Genomic DNA, 17,179 nt, shown 5'->3' on the forward strand with positions numbered 1-17,179 from the left:
TTAGTCATTAGTCATTAGTCATTAGTCATTAGTCATTAGTCATTAGTCATTAAAAAATGCCAGACAAGTTAGCTATAAACTATTAACCATTGCCTATCAGCCATTAACACAATTAACCAATTCAAACAGTTAACCGATTAACCAAAATAAAAGATGTTAGTATTAAATAAATTCAGGGCTTGGTTAGGCATTTTGTTATGCGTTATCGCGGGTTTCTGCCCAATTTTAAAAGTGCCGATTAAAGGCAACTGGAACTTGTATCAATCTGATGCGCGTTTGTTTCTAATTACCTATGCAATTATTGCCATCTCTGTATTATTTCTCTTTATCAGAAAAGTTGGTGCTTTTAAGTTTATGGGTTACGTAATGGCCATCTGGTATGTTTTAGCAGTTGTTGCAGTTTATTTCACTGCAAACAATTATACCAAATATGGTTTTGCCAATAAATTGATCGGAAAAGTTGTGCATTTCCAATGGGGATGGATTGTACTTTTGGTAGGCATAATATTTATGCTTTTCAGCGTTAAACGCGGCGAAAAAATTACAGCTTAAGCCTTTTCATGTAGCTGCGAGGTTAATTTGGTAACCTCATAACCTTTAGCTTTACATCTGGCCACAATTTCATCATGGGTTTTCTTCGGCATTGTCTGATTACGGCTCATGATGAACAAAAACTTATGATCGGGGTGACCTACCACCACATAAGAATAATCGTCAGCCAGTTCGATGATCCAATAATCAACCTTTATCGGCCAGATAAACTGCGCCTGTAATTCACCTTTATCTCCTTCATCTGAGGGGAACATTTTAGAATTTCTTGAATAAACTTTATTGTCGCCTGGTTTTTTATAGGTAGTAAAAACATTGTAATATCCATCTTTATTCAAGGTGTATTTAGTGGTTGTTTCCCTGCTGCCTTTATCAAAAATTGTAGGGATAGAATATAGCGAATACCAGGTGCCCGAATATTTTTTTAAGTCTAATTTGGCCACTGGAACATTTTTTTCCATGGGCAAATAGGTTAAAAGAACAAGCAGGAGTGAGCAGATCGTTTTCATAATATCTTAGGTTTGATATTATTTACGGATTTGAATCTAGCTTGGTTTTATAAATGTTAATCTATTGTAAAATAATCATCAGTATCTTCCTCCAACGGGATATAAATTCTTTCCCATTCATTCCCGTCAACAATTTCCCAGGTATGCCCTTCTCCTGCAGTATCATTGGCAATAAGCACAATTCCTGGTTCGATCATAAAAGTTTCGCCATTACTCACGGTAAACTTAAGTTTACCCTTAAGCGTAATGACATACTGCCTTCTTGGTGCAGGGTGGGGGATTTTCTCTAAAGTTGATACATCTGTTTGCGCAAAAAAGTAATTTGCATTAATGTGTTGACGGATGGGGATTGTACCCGTTTCAAATGTACATTTATCGTCTTCGGTATTAATTAAACGGATTGCTTTAAGGTAATTATTTGGTGCTCCGGCTTGATCTGTATTCATCTGCTAAAAAAAAAATATAGTTTTAAAATTTTAATTCTGTTTGTCCTTTTTGCGATACTTCACGCTCATGTTGAAGTAACCATTGTTTGCGCCATAAACCACCCGCATACCCCACCAGTTTACCATTGCTGCCAATTACCCTATGACAGGGAACTACAATGGCGATATCGTTTTTTCCGTTTGCCGAAGCAATTGCCCTGATGGCCAATGGATGATGTGCTGAAAATTTGGCGTATGAAGTGGTTTCGCCAAAAGGTATCGTCAATAAATTTTTCCAAACCTCCTGCTGAAATTCCGTTCCTTTTTGTTTCATGGGGAAATCGAAAACCTTTAGTCTGCCTTCAAAATAATCCTGTAATTGCCGTGCTACATCTATCGTAAGCTGGTTTTCAGGCATATCTGCAATATCTTTTTCGGCAAAAGTAACGGCATACACAAATTCATCCTCAGCAAGGATGGTTATTTTGCCAACTGGCGACTCTATAGCTGATGCGTAATCCATGTTTTCTGTGACTTCCGTGCTTCCGTGGCTAATTTCTCCTGCGTTTATTCTAAAACAAAATTACAACAATACAACAATTTAAATGCGCAATATTTATCAATAAAAGTATATTTGCGGTTATGCAATTGGCCAAAGAGGTTAAATATTTAATTCACAAGGAAGTATTGTTAGAGTGGCGCTCCAAGTATACCATTAACGGTGTATTGCTTTATGTGGTTTCTACCATTTTTACCTGTTACCTGTCTTTTGTGAGTCTTGGCGATAAATTAACATGGAACGCTTTATTTTGGATTATCATGCTTTTTGCTTCTATCAATGGCGTATCGAAAAGCTTTTTACAGGAAACAAAGGGTCAACAGTTGTACAGTTATATTTTAGCCAGTCCGGCTGCGGTTTTAATTTCTAAAACAGTTTACAATATCCTTTTAATGTTGGTGCTGACCACGATTGCTTTAGGTTTTTATACTCTGGTTTTCGATTCCTTTACCCCACCAGATTTGGTGATGTATTATATTGCGGTGGTATTGGGCAGCATCAGTTTTTCTACCGTATTTACCATGGTTTCGGCCATTGCGAGCAAAGCAGGGAATGGAGGGATGTTGATGGCCATTTTGAGCTTTCCGATTATTATTCCGGTATTAATCTTATTAATTAAACTGGCTAAAAATGCGGTTGATGGCCTGCCATGGGAGAATAGTTACGATGAAATAGCGATGTTACTGGTGGTGAATGTACTCATGGTGGCAACCTCTTTATTGTTATTTCCTTACCTTTGGAGGGATTAATTAATGATTGAATGAGAGAATGTAGAGTAAGATTCACTAATTCACTCAATCAAAACTCGATAATTAAAATAATAAAATGAGTAATTGAATTGAATGATTGAATAGAGTTTAACATTCACTAATTCACTCAATCAAAACTCTATAATTAAAATAATAAAATGAGTAATTGAATTGAATGATGGAATGGAGTTTAACATTCACTAATTCAATCATTCAAAACTCAATAATTAAATATACGTATGAATAAAACTTGGTGGAAAATTTTAGGTTCAGTTTTGGTGATTTATACTGCGATTGCCGGTTTATTGCTTGGCGTACCCCATTTACCAATATTGAACGAAACAATCCGTAATCTGTATTTCCATGTTCCGATGTGGTTTGCCATGATTGTACTCTTTTCGATCTCTGTATTTTACAGCATTAAATCGTTAAGCACTAAAAGTGAAATCGACGACATCAAAGCAGTGGAAAGCGTTAATGCAGGGATCATTTTTGGTATTTTGGGTTTAATTACCGGTGCCATTTGGGCAAAATATACATGGGGACAATTCTGGAGTTTCGATCCCAAACAGAATTTTGCTGCTATTTCGATTTTGTTGTACTTTGCTTATCTGATTCTCCGTAATGCGATTGATGAAGAACAGAAAAGAGCCAAAATTTCGGCCATTTATAATATTTTCGCCTTTCCGATGATGGTAGTATTGCTTTTTGTACTGCCCCGTTTAAAAGATTCATTACACCCAGGTAATGGTGGTAACCCCGGTTTTAACAGTTACGATTTAGATAGCCGCATGCGTATGGTATTTTACCCTGCCTGTTTAGGTTGGATATTAATCGGTTACTGGGTATACACCATCCGTTTCAGAATACGTACTATTGAAAACAAACAACAACATAACTAAGATGAAGAAGATATTTTTCTCCCTAATATTAATGATGGCCACCATGCAGTTATTTGCACAGGATAATGGCGTAGAAATGGCTGATAGCCTTCGTAGCAACGGGAAAATTTACGTTGTGGTAATCTGTATTGTAATTATCCTGGTAGGCTTGCTTGCCTATCTTTTCTCCATCGATAAAAGATTGAAGAAAATCGAAAAAGAAAACCATATCGAAAAATAGTTTGAAATGGACCGTCTACATCGAGGTCCGGATTTATTTTTTATAAAGTGATCAAATATTTTGATCACTTTTTTTATGCGCTGTATTTTGATTAATTTATTGCGATTTTCGTAATTTAGGAGGTGTTTGTGTGTTGCTTTTAATGAGTGTTGTAATAAAATGCCTTTGTGGATATTTTTTTTGTAATTTTTTTTAGGTCTGGAAAGTTAAAATAAAACCTATAAAAATAGTCGTTTTAATCTGCCTGATTAGGAAAGATATCTATGTTTAAATGCGTTTAAGCTAGTTTTTGTACGGTTACCCCTAATCGGTATAAAGCCTGTTTCGAGTCTAAAATAGAGTGGTGTTTGCTTTACACTAAGTCTTTTTGCATTTGGATATGTGCGGTTTTTTTAGGCAATTTTGCACCGAAAACTTATTCAATATAAAAAATAAATAATGGCTAATCTAGCAGACGAGAACAAGTTCTTTGCAGATGTTTGTAAAAACTTTGACAGTGCGGCTCAATTCACCAATCATCCTGAGGGTTTATTGAACCAGATTAAAACATGTAATAGTGTATATCGTTTCCAGTTCCCAATCCGCCGCGGAAACGGTTTTGAAGTAATCGACGCTTGGCGTGTAGAACACTCTCACCACATGAGCCCTACAAAGGGTGGTATCCGTTACAGCGAAATGGTTAACGAAGATGAAGTAATGGCGCTTGCAGCCCTAATGACTTACAAATGTGCCATTGTTAATGTTCCATTTGGTGGTGCGAAAGGTGGTATCAAAATCAACACCAAACAATACAGTGTTGCCGAATTGGAAACCATCACCCGCCGTTATACTACAGAATTAATTAAGAAAAATTTTATCGGTCCCGGTATCGATGTTCCTGCTCCAGATTATGGATCTGGCGAACGCGAAATGAGCTGGATTGCCGATACCTATATGACCATGAATCCTGGCCAGTTAGATGCCCTGGGTTGCGTAACGGGTAAACCTATTGCCTTACATGGTATCCGTGGTCGTAAAGAGGCTACAGGCCGGGGTGTGGCTTATGCCGTACGCGAATGTGTTGACGTGGCAGAAGATATGGCTAAAATCGGTTTTAAAGCTGGTTTAGGCGATAAAAGAGTGATCGTACAAGGTTTAGGTAATGTGGGTTACCATTCTGCCAAGTTCTTAGCTGAGTTTGGTGCTACAATTGTTGGTCTTTGTGAATTCGAAGGAGCTATTTATAACGCCAACGGATTAAATGTTGACGAGGTTTTTGCACACCGTAAAAATACAGGTTCAATCTTGGGTTTCCCAGGTGCTACCAGCTTCAAAAATTCGATGGAAGGTTTAGAGCAGGATTGCGATATCATCGTGCCTGCAGCTTTGGAAAACCAGTTTACTGAGCTTAACATCCGCAACATTAAAGCGAAAATTATTGCTGAAGGAGCAAACGGTCCAACTACGCCGGAGGCTGAAGCAATTTTCACTGAAATGGGTGGTATTATCATTCCTGATATGTACTGTAATGCAGGTGGTGTAACGGTTTCTTATTTCGAATGGTTGAAAAATCTTTCTCACGTGGCTTTCGGCCGTATGGAGAACCGTTATGCGGCCAATTCAAACGCCAATCTGATCAATACTTTAGAAAACCTAACCGGTAAAACAATCCTTCCTGAACACCGTTTAATGATTGTTAAAGGTGCTTCAGAAATGGAACTGGTAAACTCTGGTTTGGAAGATACCATGATCCATTCTTATCACGAAATCCGCGAAACGTTGATGAACAAACCAGCAACCCAAACCCTAAGAACGGCTGCTTTTGTAAATTCAATCGATAAAATTGCGGTTTCTTATATGAACTTAGGTGTTTGGCCATAACCAATTTATATGCCATCCTGAGCTCGTCGAAGGAGCATAAATATAAGCCTTGCAGGATTTAAAACTGCAAGGCTTTTTTTTGAAAATGAATGTTCTGTTTTTCATAGGAGTGGCTTAGTCCTGCTGTTCCTATGCGGACGTAAAGATGGGACCGTTCCATAAGAGGTAGATACAAAGGGCGGGTACCGAATCCATGTTTGGTGGCTCACCAAACAAGTGAAATATCAGGTTAGATAAGCTACCAGTACAGCAAATAATATAGTCTGCGTAAATCATTTTCAATCTGCGGGAAAACCCTTACTTGTTTATCGAAATATCCAATGACGATTTCAAATTTAACTGACTTTGTAAGCCATTTCTAAATGCTTTTAAAAGCTGGATCAGGGCATTGGCATCCTTATTTAAAAATAATAATTCTGATTCCAGTTTGATTTTATTTTTTCCTATGCTTTTTGCTTTGATCTCCAGTTGGCTAAAGCTGCGTAAATTCTCAGTGATAAACGGTATCGACATTTGCTTGAACATTTTTTCAAAATCGACCTTAAAATAAAAGAAATCTTCAGATGATATCCTTTTTGGATCTGGTTTAATGCTTTGCATAGTACTTAACTGAACATTGCCATTATTACCTTTAAAATAGGTCTGATACAACGGAATCATCATTCTGCTGATTTTTCCCGTCGATTGATCTAAAAAGTCTAACGATTTAAGATAATCGCTTACTTCCCGGTCATCGGCACTTATATTAATAGATATTGAAGGGATCTTGCGGTCTTTAAGTATTTTTTTCTCCACCCGTTCAAAATCATCATTGTATTCGTAACCTACAATCGTATCTACCTGGGTAATGGTGTTCGTCCATTCGAAATCGACGTAATCTTTGTAAAACTTTAAAAAATTATATTTTGATAGGAAAGAAGTGCTTCCAGTTTGATTTTTTTGTTTTAAATCCGTCTTATATTTTGCGTTTAACCACATGTTTACCGTGTTTTCGGGATTTAAGGCCCGGTGCTGTGGCTGAGTTGCCGGCTCGATCAATTTATTGATAAACTCATTGCGGAAACTGATTTTCCCATCGGTAAAATTAATCTTACTTAGGTTTTCAGCATTTTGAAAAGATACATGGTCTGAAAGATTTCTAAGGTTGCTAAACTTACTGTCGCCAATTTTGACCATGTTTTTCAAGCTTAGTATTTCCGTCAGAATCGTTTTGACTGATTCTCTTTGTGGAGAATAAGCTAAGGCGACGGTTGTTTTATTATATAGAACATTGATGGTCGAATCTTGAGATTGAAAGAAATGATCATCCTTTTTAATTAACTTTAAAGGCGCATTTTTTGAGATAAAACGGATAAATGCTAAACTATCTGCGATTTCAAAACTCGAATAAAATGTTGTTTTAGCCTTTCCCTTTAAACTATAGATATAAATGTTTGCTGGAATTTTCAAGCCAGTATTTAAATCGTCTACCTTTTCCTTAATCCCTTTTTTATCCGTATCCGAATATTGCCCCGGATGTTTTAGATAACTAAGCGCAAGTGTTTTGTACAGCTCATCAACATTTATTTTAAGGACCGAATTCACGGATACAGGTATCGATATATTATTCGCCTGCATCTGCCTGAACTTGAAAAAGCCGAAATAACAAATCAGCAGCAATATGACTATCGCTGCTGTTATTTTTAAAAATTTCTTCATAGAGATTGGTTCATTTGTTCACTGGTCAATAGTTCATTGGTACTACTGTTGATTAATCGGCTCAAAGCGTTCAACTTACCAGTCCTTCGACTCCGCTCAGGGTGACACATCGAGAGAGTATACGCTAACTCAGGACTAAAAACTGCTGACTTTGGACTGATCAATCGGTTAACTGAAGCAGAACGCTAATCGCCCAGCGCTAAACCAATTCATTTGCTCATTAGCCATTCGTTCATTGCTAATTGATTATTGGTCATTGCAACATTACAACCTTTCAACTACTTTGCAGCATTCTCAATTAAGGAGAACAAGTATTTTAATGCATTTTCATGTCCGTTTGGAATTTCGGCACTGATGTCTGCCGAAATCAATCTGCCTTTGATCGGGTTCGATTTCATGTAAACATTGCCCATTTTTTCTAAAGTACTGTTAAACTTCTTCGCTGTTTCCTCACCGCCAATCTCCGAATCTGGCACTTTGCCCACCAGGTTTTTAGCATTGAACAAAAAGCTGAAGTTATTCTTACTCAGCAGATCTTTGTGTAATTTGCTTAATTTATTGCTGCTGTATTGATTGTTGCTGATCCCTTGCATTTCGGTTAGCGAATTGCCAAAAAATACAATACCATCTTTAATCATAAAATAGATATCGATCGGGCTTTTCTTTTCTTCGATTTTGTAAATATTGTTGTTTACGGATACAAAGTTTTTGTTGATGCCGTATTTAATCACTTTGTTGATCAACCGTGTATCTTCAGATGAGAACATGAAAAGGAAATCGGGCAAAGTTTCTTTTTTAGTTTTTGTTACCTCTTTTTGTTTGTAATCATCATCATATTCGTAGGTGGTGTAGGTAACGTCTTTGGTGTTTAATCCGTTAATTACAAATAGGGCATCGCCCTTAACAACCTTACTTACTGCCTCTTCATCCAATAAAAGTGAAAGTAGATCGGCACCAAGGTCAATTTCCTCATCCATTTTAGCACCTAAAAAAGAGCCATAGGTTTGTTTCATTAATTTAGGGAATTCTTCCAGGTAAGCTTTGGTATCAATCGAATAACTCATAAAACCAAGTGCTTTTTCGCTGTTTACATAATTCAGGAATTTTTTGTTCAATTTCCTGTTCATGATTTTTTTATAAGCATCTGCTTGTTCCTGAGCCAGTTCTAAGCCTGTTGAAATACGGAAACTTTTGTTATCCATAAAAAGTTTGGCGTTTAAGCTGCCATAACCTTTCATCAGTCCTGCTTTACCATAGGTGCCAAATTCGGGTGCTATTGAGTTATAAACATCTTGCAGACTCGATACCCAAAGTTCTGCTATGGCCTTGTTATCTAAACTTGCGGTATAAGATTTGTTATTCTCGATCGATTCATAAGTGCCATTAAAAATCTGGTCGGACTGAACGGTCATCCAGGTAAAAGCCAATCTTTTTTTCTTGGCATTCTGCTCGATCAGTTCTTTTTGGTATTCCTGGTAATGTTTTTCATCGCCAGCCGGATTGTAATTTGCCGCATCTGCAACATCGCCCGAAACATAAGCCATAGCACTGTCTCTTACCACATCATCAGCCATATCGGGTGCAGTTTGCTCATCAATAAAACCATCAGTTACCGGCTTTTTCTTTTTAATAGTGGTAGATTTTTTAAGCGTTTTACCTTTGGTAGATTTCTTTGTTGTTTTTTTCTTTTTAGCAATGGTTTTGCCCTTTTTATACGGTTTTACTTTGGTGGGCTGATCAATTTCCTCCGGGTAAGCAACTGTTGCAACCGAATCTACAACAACGGCAGTGCTATCAACAGCTATCGCATCATCATTTTGGAATCTGATATCTTTAATTCCATAACGTGCTGATTTAACTGAGTCGGCGAAGAAAGAACCTTTAATGCTTCCGGTTACAAAATAAAGCATGTTATTGTTCCACTTGATAATACTCGTGCTATCAGGTAGAACCATGGTACGGATATCGCCTTGCTGGGTAAACTTTTTTTCTTTGTTTTCTATCAAATCCTCAAATTTCCTGGCATCTTTTATTGGGATCAAGAAACAGTTATAGGTAATACTATCGCTCAACTGATTAAAGTAATACATGTTTTTCTCCAGATTGATCCCAAAGTCTTCAATACTGGAGAAATTTTTATCAAGGGATTTCGAAGTTTCGGTCAGTAATTTCTTGCCGACAAAAGATTCGTTAAAATCTTTCACAAACATGAGTTTAAAAACATTGTCACCTTTAATGGTGGCGACAGTGAAAGCATTTGCAGGTATTTTTTTAACCAGATCTTGCGCCTTTGCCAGGTTAAATGATAAGAAAAGAGAGATTGCAATTAGAATTTTTTTCATTGGTATAAATTTATTTAGATAGTTGTATAGTGTTCGATACGTTAATTTTCCCGTTAATTAAATCCATGATGCTGCTTTTTAACATCACTGCTTTTTTGGATTTCGATACGTTTGATGCCGGATTGGTGCTACTTGTTACAAGTGATTCGAAACGGTAGATGCTGGTATAGGTTGCGCCGGTAAAAACCGCCTTATCTTTTGCCTTCAATTTATTGAATTCGGTTTTGGCCGTACCAACAGCCTGATATTTCCGGTTAAAGGTCTTTGTTGCCTTGTTATATGCATAAGAAGAAGTGTTGGTAGCCTTGATTTTTTGCTTGGCAAGGATGTTTTTGGTGATATTGTTAATATTAGAAACATCTTTAAAAGAAAAACTGATGGTGGCAATATAATTAGTAAAATCGCTGCTGCTTTTTACGTTCGATATGCCTTCCGATTTCTTTAAATAGGCCACTGCTTCATTCAACTCTTGCTGGATTTTCTGCTTACTGGGTACTTTATAGCCCTGAACGCTATCCAACAGCATTACCGAGGCTACCTTGGTTTTACTTTGGCTTAAGTTTATGGTAAGTACAACATCACCGGTGCCATCGTTTTTCATCGAAATTTCTTCAATTACTTCAAAGCAGGAGCTTAAAATGGGGATCAATACAATAAATAACAAAAGCTTATAAAACTGTTTCAAGTTCATGTTAATCGGGTTTATGTTTTACTGTGGGAAGTAAAAAAAGGAATGATGGTCTGATAGGCCAAACTTAATAATTTCAGTCCGAAATTTTAAACGATTTAAGTTATTCCTTAAGATCAGTTATAAATAGTAGCCCTGGTTGAAAATATTTTTCACCAAAAATCAGATAATTGTCAATATAAAGACAAGAAAAATGTAAAAGAATGCTTGCTAAGCCTATTTTTCTATCTTTGTTGCCAGCTTTTACAATACGTATAACCATGAAGAAAAGTGCAATCATTGGATTAATTACCATCGCAATTTCCGTAGGGATTTTATTTAGCTTAAACGCGAATACCGATACCTATTCTAATTTCAAACAGGCCGCTACTTCTAACAAAGAAGAGCATGTTATGGGCTATTGGGAAAAATCAAAAGGCACTTATTATGATGCGGTAAAAGACGCCAATCATTTTTCATTCCACATGAAAGATGAAAAAGGAGAACTGAGAGAGGTGATTTACGCAGGCACCAAGCCACAGGATTTTGAAAAATCTGAAAAATTGGTTCTTATCGGTAAAATGGATAAGGACAAATTCTACGCATCAAAAATTTTAATGAAGTGCCCTTCTAAATATAATGATAACCTGGTAGAGGTTAATAAAGATGGCAAAGTCGAAATAAGTAAAGACGGCGAGAAAAAAATATAACTAATTTATTTAATGGATATTCAATTTGTAGGCGAACACCTGTTACCAGGTAAAATCGGACAGTTTTTTATTGTTCTGGCATTTAGTGCATCATTACTATCAACCATATCGTATTTTTTTGCCAGTCGCGATAAAAATTTAGAAGAAAAATCCTGGAGAAACTTAGGACGTATTGGATACCTGGTTAATTTTGCCAGTATTATCGGTATTGGCGCGATCTTATTCTACCTGGTGTTGGGCCATTATTTTGAATACTATTATGTTCAATCCCACTCATCAAAACAACTTCCTGTATACTATATTATATCTGCATTTTGGGAAGGGCAGGAAGGTAGTTTTTGGCTTTGGGCTTTCTGGCAATCATTTCTCGGCGCATTGTTGATTTGGAAAGCCAAATCATGGGAAAGTCCGGTAATGACAGTTGTGGCTTTCTCGCAGGTATTTTTAACCTCAATGCTTTTGGGCGTAGAAATTTTTGGAGGACGGATCGGAAGCTCTCCATTTATCCTGTTAAGAGATGCGATGGATTTAAAAGCCCAGGCACCTGTGGTTTTTGCCAATCCTGAAAATTACAAAAACTACCTTAAGTTTATAACCGATGGTAAAGGATTAAACCCATTGTTACAAAACTATTGGATGGTGATTCACCCGCCAACTTTATTTTTGGGTTTTGCCAGTATGGTGGTCCCATTTGCATACGGAATTGCTGGTTTATGGCAAAAAAGATATAAAGAATGGATTAAGCCTGCTATGCCATGGACGCTTTTTGCGGTGATGGTTTTAGGTACGGGTATTATTATGGGCTCGTTTTGGGCATACGAAGCGCTAAACTTTGGCGGTTTCTGGGCCTGGGATCCTGTTGAAAATGCATCGTTAATACCATGGTTAACCTTAATTGGCGCCGTACACGTAATGATTGCCTATAAAAATACCGGTCATGCTTATTTTACAGCCATTGCATTGGTGTTTTTAAGTTTCTTATTGGTGCTCTATGCGTCGTTTTTGACCAGAAGCGGAATTTTAGGTGATACCTCAGTGCACTCATTTACCGATATGGGTATGTTTGGTCACCTGATCTTATACAATGTGGTATTTGCTGTTTTAGCAGTTGTATTGATTGTGGTAAGGTGGAAAGAGTTACCGATTACCACTAAAGATGAAGAAACCTATTCGCGCGAATTTTGGATGTTTATTGGTGCGTTGGTAGTAACTATTGCCTGTATCCAGGTGATTTTCTCTACATCGGTTCCGGTATTTAATAAAGCATTTGGAACTAAATTTACCCCGCCGATTGATGCGGTAAAATATTATAATCAATGGCAGGCACCATTTGCAGTATTAATTACCTTGATTTCAGGGTTTTCACAATATTTAAAATACAAAAGAACAGATCCACGGAAGTTTTATAGCAGTTTGATCTCTGCGATTTTATTTTCAATCGTGTTAACAGCTGGTTTGGTGTATGTAGCTGAGATTTACACCAACACCATGTATGTGCTGATTACTTTCAGTTGTTTATTTGCGGTACTTTCTAATGCAGCAGTATTGTATCAGGCTTTTGGTGGCAAAGCAAAATTAGCGGGCTCAGCAATAGCGCACATTGGTTTTGCTTTTCTGATCTTAGGCGCATTAATTTCGGCAGCTACGAATAAACCGATATCCATCAATGCGAACAAATTTATTCCGGTACAAGGTTTCGAAAAGACAGAGAAGCCGGGAGAAAACATCATGTTATACAAAAACGAACCTAAGAAAATGGGTAAGTATACTGTAACCTATGTAGCCGATACCACAGTAGCACCGAATACTATTTATACCCTTAATTTTAAAGTTTTAGATAAAGAAGGTAAGGTTAAAGAAGATTTTAACCTGCATCCGCATATTCAGGCAAATGAAAAAATGGGCTTAATTGCTTCTCCTGATACCAAACACTATTTAACATACGATGTATATACCCACATCACCAGTGCTGCAGTTAAACAGGAATCGCACGATGATCATGAAGGTCATTCGGATGATGAAAATTATAAAGCACCACGCATTGTTAAGGTTTCGGTAGGGGATACCATTCATACCTCAAGTGGAATTATTACGGTTAAAGATTTAAACAGAAAACCTGTAGCAAAAGATTTAGTATTAGGTCAGGGTGATTATGCTGTTGGTTTGCCACTGGAGATTAATGCTGCTGGTAAAATTTACAACACAGAGCCTATCTTTTTAATAAAGGGTAACAATACATTCGATTTTGCACGTAAAATAGATGAGTTGGACTTGAAATTCCGTTTCTCCAGAGTTTTACCTGATGAGAAAAAAGTTGAGCTTCAGATTTTTGAGAAACCTCAACAAGCCAAAGATTGGGTGGTTTTCAAGGCGATCGAATTTCCTTTCATCAATTTATACTGGGCGGGTACCATTGTAATGGTTGTTGGTTTCTTACTTTCAATTTTCAGAAGAAGAAAAGAAGCCAAAGGCGCGTAATAGCATGAAGATCGTTTTATTAGGTTCGGGGAATGTGGCCACACACTTAGCCAAGGCTTTAAAGGCTAAAGGCGAAGATATCGTGCAGGTGTATAGCCCAAATCTAAACAACGCAAAACTATTGGCCGATTTGATTGCAGCCGAAGCAGTGGACGATCTGGATGATCTTAAACAAAACGCTGATTTATACATCATCTCAGTAAAGGACGATGCGATTGAAACTGTTGCTCAATCACTAAAAGAGGTTACTGGTTTGGTGGTACATACTTCTGGTACTACGGATATCAATACTTTATCTTCAGCGGTAAAAAAGGCAGGTGTTTTTTATCCATTGCAAACTTTTTCTAAAACCAAAGATATTTCATTTGAGAATATTCCGCTTTGTATCGAAGCGAGTGACGGAGATCAACTGGCTATTTTGAGCGCTCTTGCAGCTAAAATAAGCCGGCAGGTGTATGAGTTGGATGGAGAGAAAAGAAAAGTACTACATCTTGCTGCGGTATTTGCCTGTAATTTTCCAAATCACCTTTATGCTTTAGCAAATAAAATTTTAAACCAGAATGGTTTGGATTTTGAAATCATCAGGCCTTTAATTGCCGAAACGGCAGATAAGGTAATGGATAACCTACCTGAAAATGTGCAGACTGGGCCAGCAGTACGGGCTGATGAAAGCACTTTAAATAAGCATTTGAGCATGTTAACAACGATGCCCGAATTGCAGAACATATATCAAACTTTGAGCAATAGCATAAAATTAACGCTGAAATAGCATAATTACGGCTTTTGCTTATTACTTTTGCAAAATAATATGAGCATTTTTAAACTAAAAATAAATTTTGAAGAGGCAGATCACGAATCTATTGAATTGCCAATAGCAGCCGGCGAATCTGTTTTAGATGTTTGTCTGGATAACGGAATCGAATTACAGCACAACTGTGGTGGGGTTTGTGGTTGCAGTACCTGCCATGTGTACGTAACAAAGGGCATGGATAATATCGAAGAGATCTCTGATAAAGAAGAAGATTTTATTGATAGAGCTGTCCGTCCCAAAATTACTTCCCGCTTAGGCTGCCAGTGTGTAGTGATAAACGGTGATATCGAAGTAACCATTCCGGATCAGTCTGACTTTATGGGACACTAGGTTTAGTCCTGAGTCCAAAGTCTTTAGTCGGGAGTCTAAAACCTTCCAACATTAAAACATTTCAACCTTACAACAACAAAACAACATGAACAACGATAAATTTGCTTTACCCTTTTACTGGAACGATTATGAAGATATTGCAATGTCTTTATATGAGAAATTTGGCGATGATTTTTCAGAAGCCAAAATCTACCGTATCCGCTTCACCGAACTTTTAGAATGGGTGCTATCATTGCCTAATTTTAAAGGAACGCGCGAAGAAAGCAGCGAAGGCCATTTAGAGCAAATTCAATCTGCCTGGGTGTACGAGTGGAGAGATAATCAGTAATAGTCCTGAGTTCGGAGTCCTCAGTCTTGAGTCAGCTCCAAACGCTTACCCCTAAAACGCTATTGCAAGATGTTTTTACAGCAGTTAAAAGAGATCACCACTTTCATTTTTGATGTAGACGGTGTGCTTACCGATGGATCGGTTCAGGTTACTGATAATGGTCAATCACTGCGCACTTTTAACATTAAAGATGGTTATGCCATGCAATTGGCTGTTAAGAGGGGATACAATGTCTGTATCATATCAGGCGGTGATGGTATTGCCATGGGGAAGCGCTTTTTCAATTTGGGCGTTACCGATGTTTTCCTTGGAACAGGCGATAAGGTCGCCATTTTTAATCAATACCTTCAGGATAAAAAGATTACGGCAGCAGAAGTGCTTTACATGGGCGACGACATTCCTGATCTCAAAGTAATGAAACTTGTTGGGCTTCCAACGTGCCCGGCAGATGCCGTTGAAGAAATAAAAGCGATATCAACATTCGTCTCTCCTTACAATGGTGGTAAAACTGCTGTTCGCGATATTATCGAAAAGGTAATGAAAGTGCAGGGGAGATGGCATGATGAAAATCCAAACGCTTCCGATTCTGGGAAATAGGTTCATTCGTTCATTAGTCATTTGTTCATTCGTAACTGAAAACTGTTCACTGCCAATTGTAAATTAGTTCATTGGTCATTTGTTTATTGGTACTGCAATTGTCAACTGTCAGTTGTTCATTACTGTTTTCCACAATTATCCTTCCTATCAATTGTTATCCTGAGGGATAATATATTTTATAAAATCAATATAAATGACAGGAGATAATGTTGGTAAATCGCTTCAAAGTATCGTCATTGCGAGAAGGAACGACGAAGCAATCTTTCATGTTTGGTAACCCAGCGATAAAGATTGCTTCGTCGGCTGAAAAAGCCTTCTCGCAATGACGACTTTTCTACGGAGACACGTCAATGGTAGCGTAGTCGAAGGATCTTCACAGATGTATTCCAGGTCAGAATGACGTTCTCATTATAAATCTACCTTTCCAAAATTTGCAATAAACCAGATTATGTGCGAAATTTACATTAGCAAATTAATCAATCGATTGATTAATTTGCTAATGTAAAAAATGTTAATTTTAATCATATGAGCACATACCTCGTACCAGTAGATTTTTCAAAAACAGCAGATCATGCGGCCAAGTATGCCGCCAGGTTGAGTTTTGCAATGACCAATTCCAAAATTATCCTGCTTAATGCCTATTACGTTTCAGAATATGAAAGTATTCTTCCAACCCCTGATATGCTCATCACCACAGATGCACATATCGCTGAGGAAATTAAGAAGAGGCTCGAAGCACTGGAAAAGCTTAAGTTAAAAATGTTGGAGATTAATTCCAATGTAGAAATCGAGATCTCATTAACAAGAGAAACAATTTTACGGTCCATCATCGATCGGGTAAACAGAGAGGAGATTGAGCTCATTATTATTGGTAGTAACGGTAAAAGGGCGAAAGATGAAAGTGATATCGGTTCTAATGCCATTAGGATCTCTAAGTCTAGCCCGGTGCCTGTATTGGTTGTACCGCCGAAGGCCGACTATCAATCGATCCGTAAAGCCATTTTAGCCTGCGATTTTAAAAAGGTTAAAGAAGTAATTCCGATGCATGCACTTAAAAATATCCTCAGTAAACATGCCCTTGAACTTTTGGTGCTTAATATCAATTCAGGTCATACTGTAGATTCGGAAGAAGAACATTTTTTACATGAAATGTTAAAAGATTTTTCTCCCGCTTATCATTATTCCGATCATCCAGATACCATTAAAGGCATTGTTAAATTTGCAAAAAGTGAAGAAGCGCAGCTGATTATCGCACTGCCTAAAAAATATAGCTTTTTCGAAAGCCTGCTGCACGAAAGTGTATCACAGAAATTAACCATTAAATCGCACGTACCTGTACTGTTGTTAAAAGATTAACGGATTGCGGTTTGCAACAGCTAAGTTACATTTTGGCATTAAACTATTGTTTTTTTTTAGACTCAAACCATCTCAATTTTCAACCAAAA

The 17,179-nt window shown here is 37.4% G+C and carries 18 protein-coding genes; 12 read left to right on the forward strand and 6 right to left on the reverse strand.

All coding sequences use genetic code 11. The annotated features are described in order from the left end of the window. The first annotated feature begins 153 nt into the window (after positions 1 to 153). A complete protein-coding gene (locus R2S57_RS07355) occupies positions 154 to 552 on the forward strand; it encodes a hypothetical protein (RefSeq protein WP_316844400.1) in 399 nt (132 codons plus the stop codon). On the opposite strand, the gene R2S57_RS07360 is transcribed toward R2S57_RS07355, so the two are convergent. The 3 genes from R2S57_RS07360 to R2S57_RS07370 all read right to left on the reverse strand — a co-directional run bounded on the left by R2S57_RS07360 (position 549) and on the right by R2S57_RS07370 (position 2,006). Further along, entirely contained in the window at positions 549 to 1,010 is a 462-nt protein-coding gene (locus R2S57_RS07360; RefSeq protein ID WP_316844401.1) for a lipocalin family protein, read from the reverse strand. The genes R2S57_RS07355 and R2S57_RS07360 overlap by 4 nt on opposite strands. Positions 1,011 to 1,114: 104 nt before the next feature. After that, positions 1,115 to 1,504: a hypothetical protein gene (locus tag R2S57_RS07365; RefSeq protein ID WP_316844402.1), complete on the reverse strand. Its 390-nt coding sequence runs from the start codon at positions 1,502 to 1,504 to the stop codon at positions 1,115 to 1,117. A gap of 22 nt (positions 1,505 to 1,526) precedes the next feature. Continuing rightward, on the reverse strand, positions 1,527 to 2,006 hold the full coding sequence (locus R2S57_RS07370) for a methylated-DNA--[protein]-cysteine S-methyltransferase (RefSeq protein ID WP_316844403.1): 480 nt from the start codon (positions 2,004 to 2,006) through the stop codon (positions 1,527 to 1,529). 119 nt (positions 2,007 to 2,125) lie between these two features. Between R2S57_RS07370 and R2S57_RS07375 the strand changes: the two genes are divergently transcribed. From R2S57_RS07375 to R2S57_RS07390, 4 genes are all read left to right on the forward strand, one after another. Continuing rightward, a complete protein-coding gene (locus tag R2S57_RS07375) occupies positions 2,126 to 2,791 on the forward strand; it encodes a heme exporter protein CcmB (protein WP_307531777.1) in 666 nt (221 codons plus the stop codon). 239 nt (positions 2,792 to 3,030) lie between these two features. After that, positions 3,031 to 3,693, forward strand: coding sequence for a cytochrome c biogenesis protein CcsA (ccsA, locus tag R2S57_RS07380; RefSeq protein WP_316844404.1), 663 nt, complete (start codon positions 3,031 to 3,033; stop codon positions 3,691 to 3,693). 1 nt (position 3,694) lies between these two features. Next, positions 3,695 to 3,913 (forward strand): CcmD family protein, encoded by a 219-nt coding sequence (locus R2S57_RS07385; protein WP_316844405.1) that lies wholly within the window; start codon positions 3,695 to 3,697, stop codon positions 3,911 to 3,913. Between the two features lie 438 nt (positions 3,914 to 4,351). Continuing rightward, on the forward strand, positions 4,352 to 5,773 hold the full coding sequence (locus R2S57_RS07390) for a Glu/Leu/Phe/Val dehydrogenase (RefSeq protein ID WP_316844406.1): 1,422 nt from the start codon (positions 4,352 to 4,354) through the stop codon (positions 5,771 to 5,773). Positions 5,774 to 6,070: 297 nt separating this feature from the next. On the opposite strand, the gene R2S57_RS07395 is transcribed toward R2S57_RS07390, so the two are convergent. From R2S57_RS07395 to R2S57_RS07405, 3 genes are all read right to left on the reverse strand, one after another. Then, a complete protein-coding gene (locus tag R2S57_RS07395) occupies positions 6,071 to 7,471 on the reverse strand; it encodes a hypothetical protein (protein ID WP_316844407.1) in 1,401 nt (466 codons plus the stop codon). A gap of 278 nt (positions 7,472 to 7,749) precedes the next feature. Continuing rightward, positions 7,750 to 9,813 carry a hypothetical protein gene (locus tag R2S57_RS07400; protein ID WP_316844408.1) on the reverse strand — a complete coding sequence of 688 codons (2,064 nt, stop codon included), beginning with the start codon at positions 9,811 to 9,813 and terminating at the stop codon, positions 7,750 to 7,752. A 10-nt stretch (positions 9,814 to 9,823) separates the two neighbouring features. Continuing rightward, entirely contained in the window at positions 9,824 to 10,504 is a 681-nt protein-coding gene (locus tag R2S57_RS07405) for a hypothetical protein (protein ID WP_316844409.1), read from the reverse strand. Positions 10,505 to 10,761: 257 nt separating this feature from the next. Here R2S57_RS07405 and R2S57_RS07410 point away from each other — a divergent pair, with 257 nt between their 5' ends. The 7 genes from R2S57_RS07410 to R2S57_RS07440 all read left to right on the forward strand — a co-directional run bounded on the left by R2S57_RS07410 (position 10,762) and on the right by R2S57_RS07440 (position 17,090). Continuing rightward, positions 10,762 to 11,190 carry a cytochrome c maturation protein CcmE gene (locus R2S57_RS07410; RefSeq protein ID WP_316844410.1) on the forward strand — a complete coding sequence of 143 codons (429 nt, stop codon included), beginning with the start codon at positions 10,762 to 10,764 and terminating at the stop codon, positions 11,188 to 11,190. 12 nt (positions 11,191 to 11,202) lie between these two features. Continuing rightward, the gene (ccsA, locus tag R2S57_RS07415; RefSeq protein WP_316844411.1) at positions 11,203 to 13,668 is read left to right on the forward strand and encodes a cytochrome c biogenesis protein CcsA; all 2,466 of its coding nucleotides are present in this window, start codon (positions 11,203 to 11,205) and stop codon (positions 13,666 to 13,668) included. A gap of 4 nt (positions 13,669 to 13,672) precedes the next feature. Continuing rightward, positions 13,673 to 14,437, forward strand: a complete 765-nt coding sequence (locus tag R2S57_RS07420; RefSeq protein WP_316844412.1) for a Rossmann-like and DUF2520 domain-containing protein — start codon at positions 13,673 to 13,675, stop codon at positions 14,435 to 14,437. Positions 14,438 to 14,476: 39 nt separating this feature from the next. Further along, positions 14,477 to 14,809, forward strand: a complete 333-nt coding sequence (locus R2S57_RS07425; protein ID WP_029275355.1) for a 2Fe-2S iron-sulfur cluster-binding protein — start codon at positions 14,477 to 14,479, stop codon at positions 14,807 to 14,809. A gap of 85 nt (positions 14,810 to 14,894) precedes the next feature. Next, a complete protein-coding gene (gene iscX, locus R2S57_RS07430; RefSeq protein WP_316844413.1) occupies positions 14,895 to 15,137 on the forward strand; it encodes a Fe-S cluster assembly protein IscX in 243 nt (80 codons plus the stop codon). Between the two features lie 69 nt (positions 15,138 to 15,206). Then, on the forward strand, positions 15,207 to 15,734 hold the full coding sequence (locus R2S57_RS07435; RefSeq protein WP_316844414.1) for an HAD-IIIA family hydrolase: 528 nt from the start codon (positions 15,207 to 15,209) through the stop codon (positions 15,732 to 15,734). Between the two features lie 525 nt (positions 15,735 to 16,259). Next, positions 16,260 to 17,090: a universal stress protein gene (locus tag R2S57_RS07440; RefSeq protein WP_316844415.1), complete on the forward strand. Its 831-nt coding sequence runs from the start codon at positions 16,260 to 16,262 to the stop codon at positions 17,088 to 17,090. The last annotated feature ends 89 nt before the right edge of the window (positions 17,091 to 17,179 follow it).

Origin of the sequence: Pedobacter psychrodurus (assembly GCF_032678585.1) — a bacterium.
In the GTDB taxonomy this organism is placed as follows: domain Bacteria; phylum Bacteroidota; class Bacteroidia; order Sphingobacteriales; family Sphingobacteriaceae; genus Pedobacter; species Pedobacter psychrodurus_A.

Bases quoted from the DNA above. Each gene is read 5' to 3' on its own strand.
- R2S57_RS07360 (WP_316844401.1), bottom strand. From the start codon at position 1,010: ATGGAAAAAAATGTTCCAGTGGCCAAATTAGACTTAAAAAAATATTCG.
- R2S57_RS07390 (WP_316844406.1), top strand. From the start codon at position 4,352: ATGGCTAATCTAGCAGACGAGAACAAGTTCTTTGCAGATGTTTGTAAA.
- R2S57_RS07385 (WP_316844405.1), top strand. From the start codon at position 3,695: ATGAAGAAGATATTTTTCTCCCTAATATTAATGATGGCCACCATGCAG.
- R2S57_RS07355 (WP_316844400.1), top strand. From the start codon at position 154: ATGTTAGTATTAAATAAATTCAGGGCTTGGTTAGGCATTTTGTTATGC.
- R2S57_RS07365 (WP_316844402.1), bottom strand. From the start codon at position 1,504: ATGAATACAGATCAAGCCGGAGCACCAAATAATTACCTTAAAGCAATC.
- R2S57_RS07400 (WP_316844408.1), bottom strand. From the start codon at position 9,813: ATGAAAAAAATTCTAATTGCAATCTCTCTTTTCTTATCATTTAACCTG.
- R2S57_RS07375 (WP_307531777.1), top strand. From the start codon at position 2,126: ATGCAATTGGCCAAAGAGGTTAAATATTTAATTCACAAGGAAGTATTG.
- R2S57_RS07410 (WP_316844410.1), top strand. From the start codon at position 10,762: ATGAAGAAAAGTGCAATCATTGGATTAATTACCATCGCAATTTCCGTA.
- R2S57_RS07435 (WP_316844414.1), top strand. From the start codon at position 15,207: ATGTTTTTACAGCAGTTAAAAGAGATCACCACTTTCATTTTTGATGTA.
- R2S57_RS07405 (WP_316844409.1), bottom strand. From the start codon at position 10,504: ATGAACTTGAAACAGTTTTATAAGCTTTTGTTATTTATTGTATTGATC.
- R2S57_RS07395 (WP_316844407.1), bottom strand. From the start codon at position 7,471: ATGAAGAAATTTTTAAAAATAACAGCAGCGATAGTCATATTGCTGCTG.
- ccsA (WP_316844411.1), top strand. From the start codon at position 11,203: ATGGATATTCAATTTGTAGGCGAACACCTGTTACCAGGTAAAATCGGA.
- ccsA (WP_316844404.1), top strand. From the start codon at position 3,031: ATGAATAAAACTTGGTGGAAAATTTTAGGTTCAGTTTTGGTGATTTAT.
- R2S57_RS07440 (WP_316844415.1), top strand. From the start codon at position 16,260: ATGAGCACATACCTCGTACCAGTAGATTTTTCAAAAACAGCAGATCAT.
- R2S57_RS07420 (WP_316844412.1), top strand. From the start codon at position 13,673: ATGAAGATCGTTTTATTAGGTTCGGGGAATGTGGCCACACACTTAGCC.
- R2S57_RS07425 (WP_029275355.1), top strand. From the start codon at position 14,477: ATGAGCATTTTTAAACTAAAAATAAATTTTGAAGAGGCAGATCACGAA.
- R2S57_RS07370 (WP_316844403.1), bottom strand. From the start codon at position 2,006: ATGGATTACGCATCAGCTATAGAGTCGCCAGTTGGCAAAATAACCATC.
- iscX (WP_316844413.1), top strand. From the start codon at position 14,895: ATGAACAACGATAAATTTGCTTTACCCTTTTACTGGAACGATTATGAA.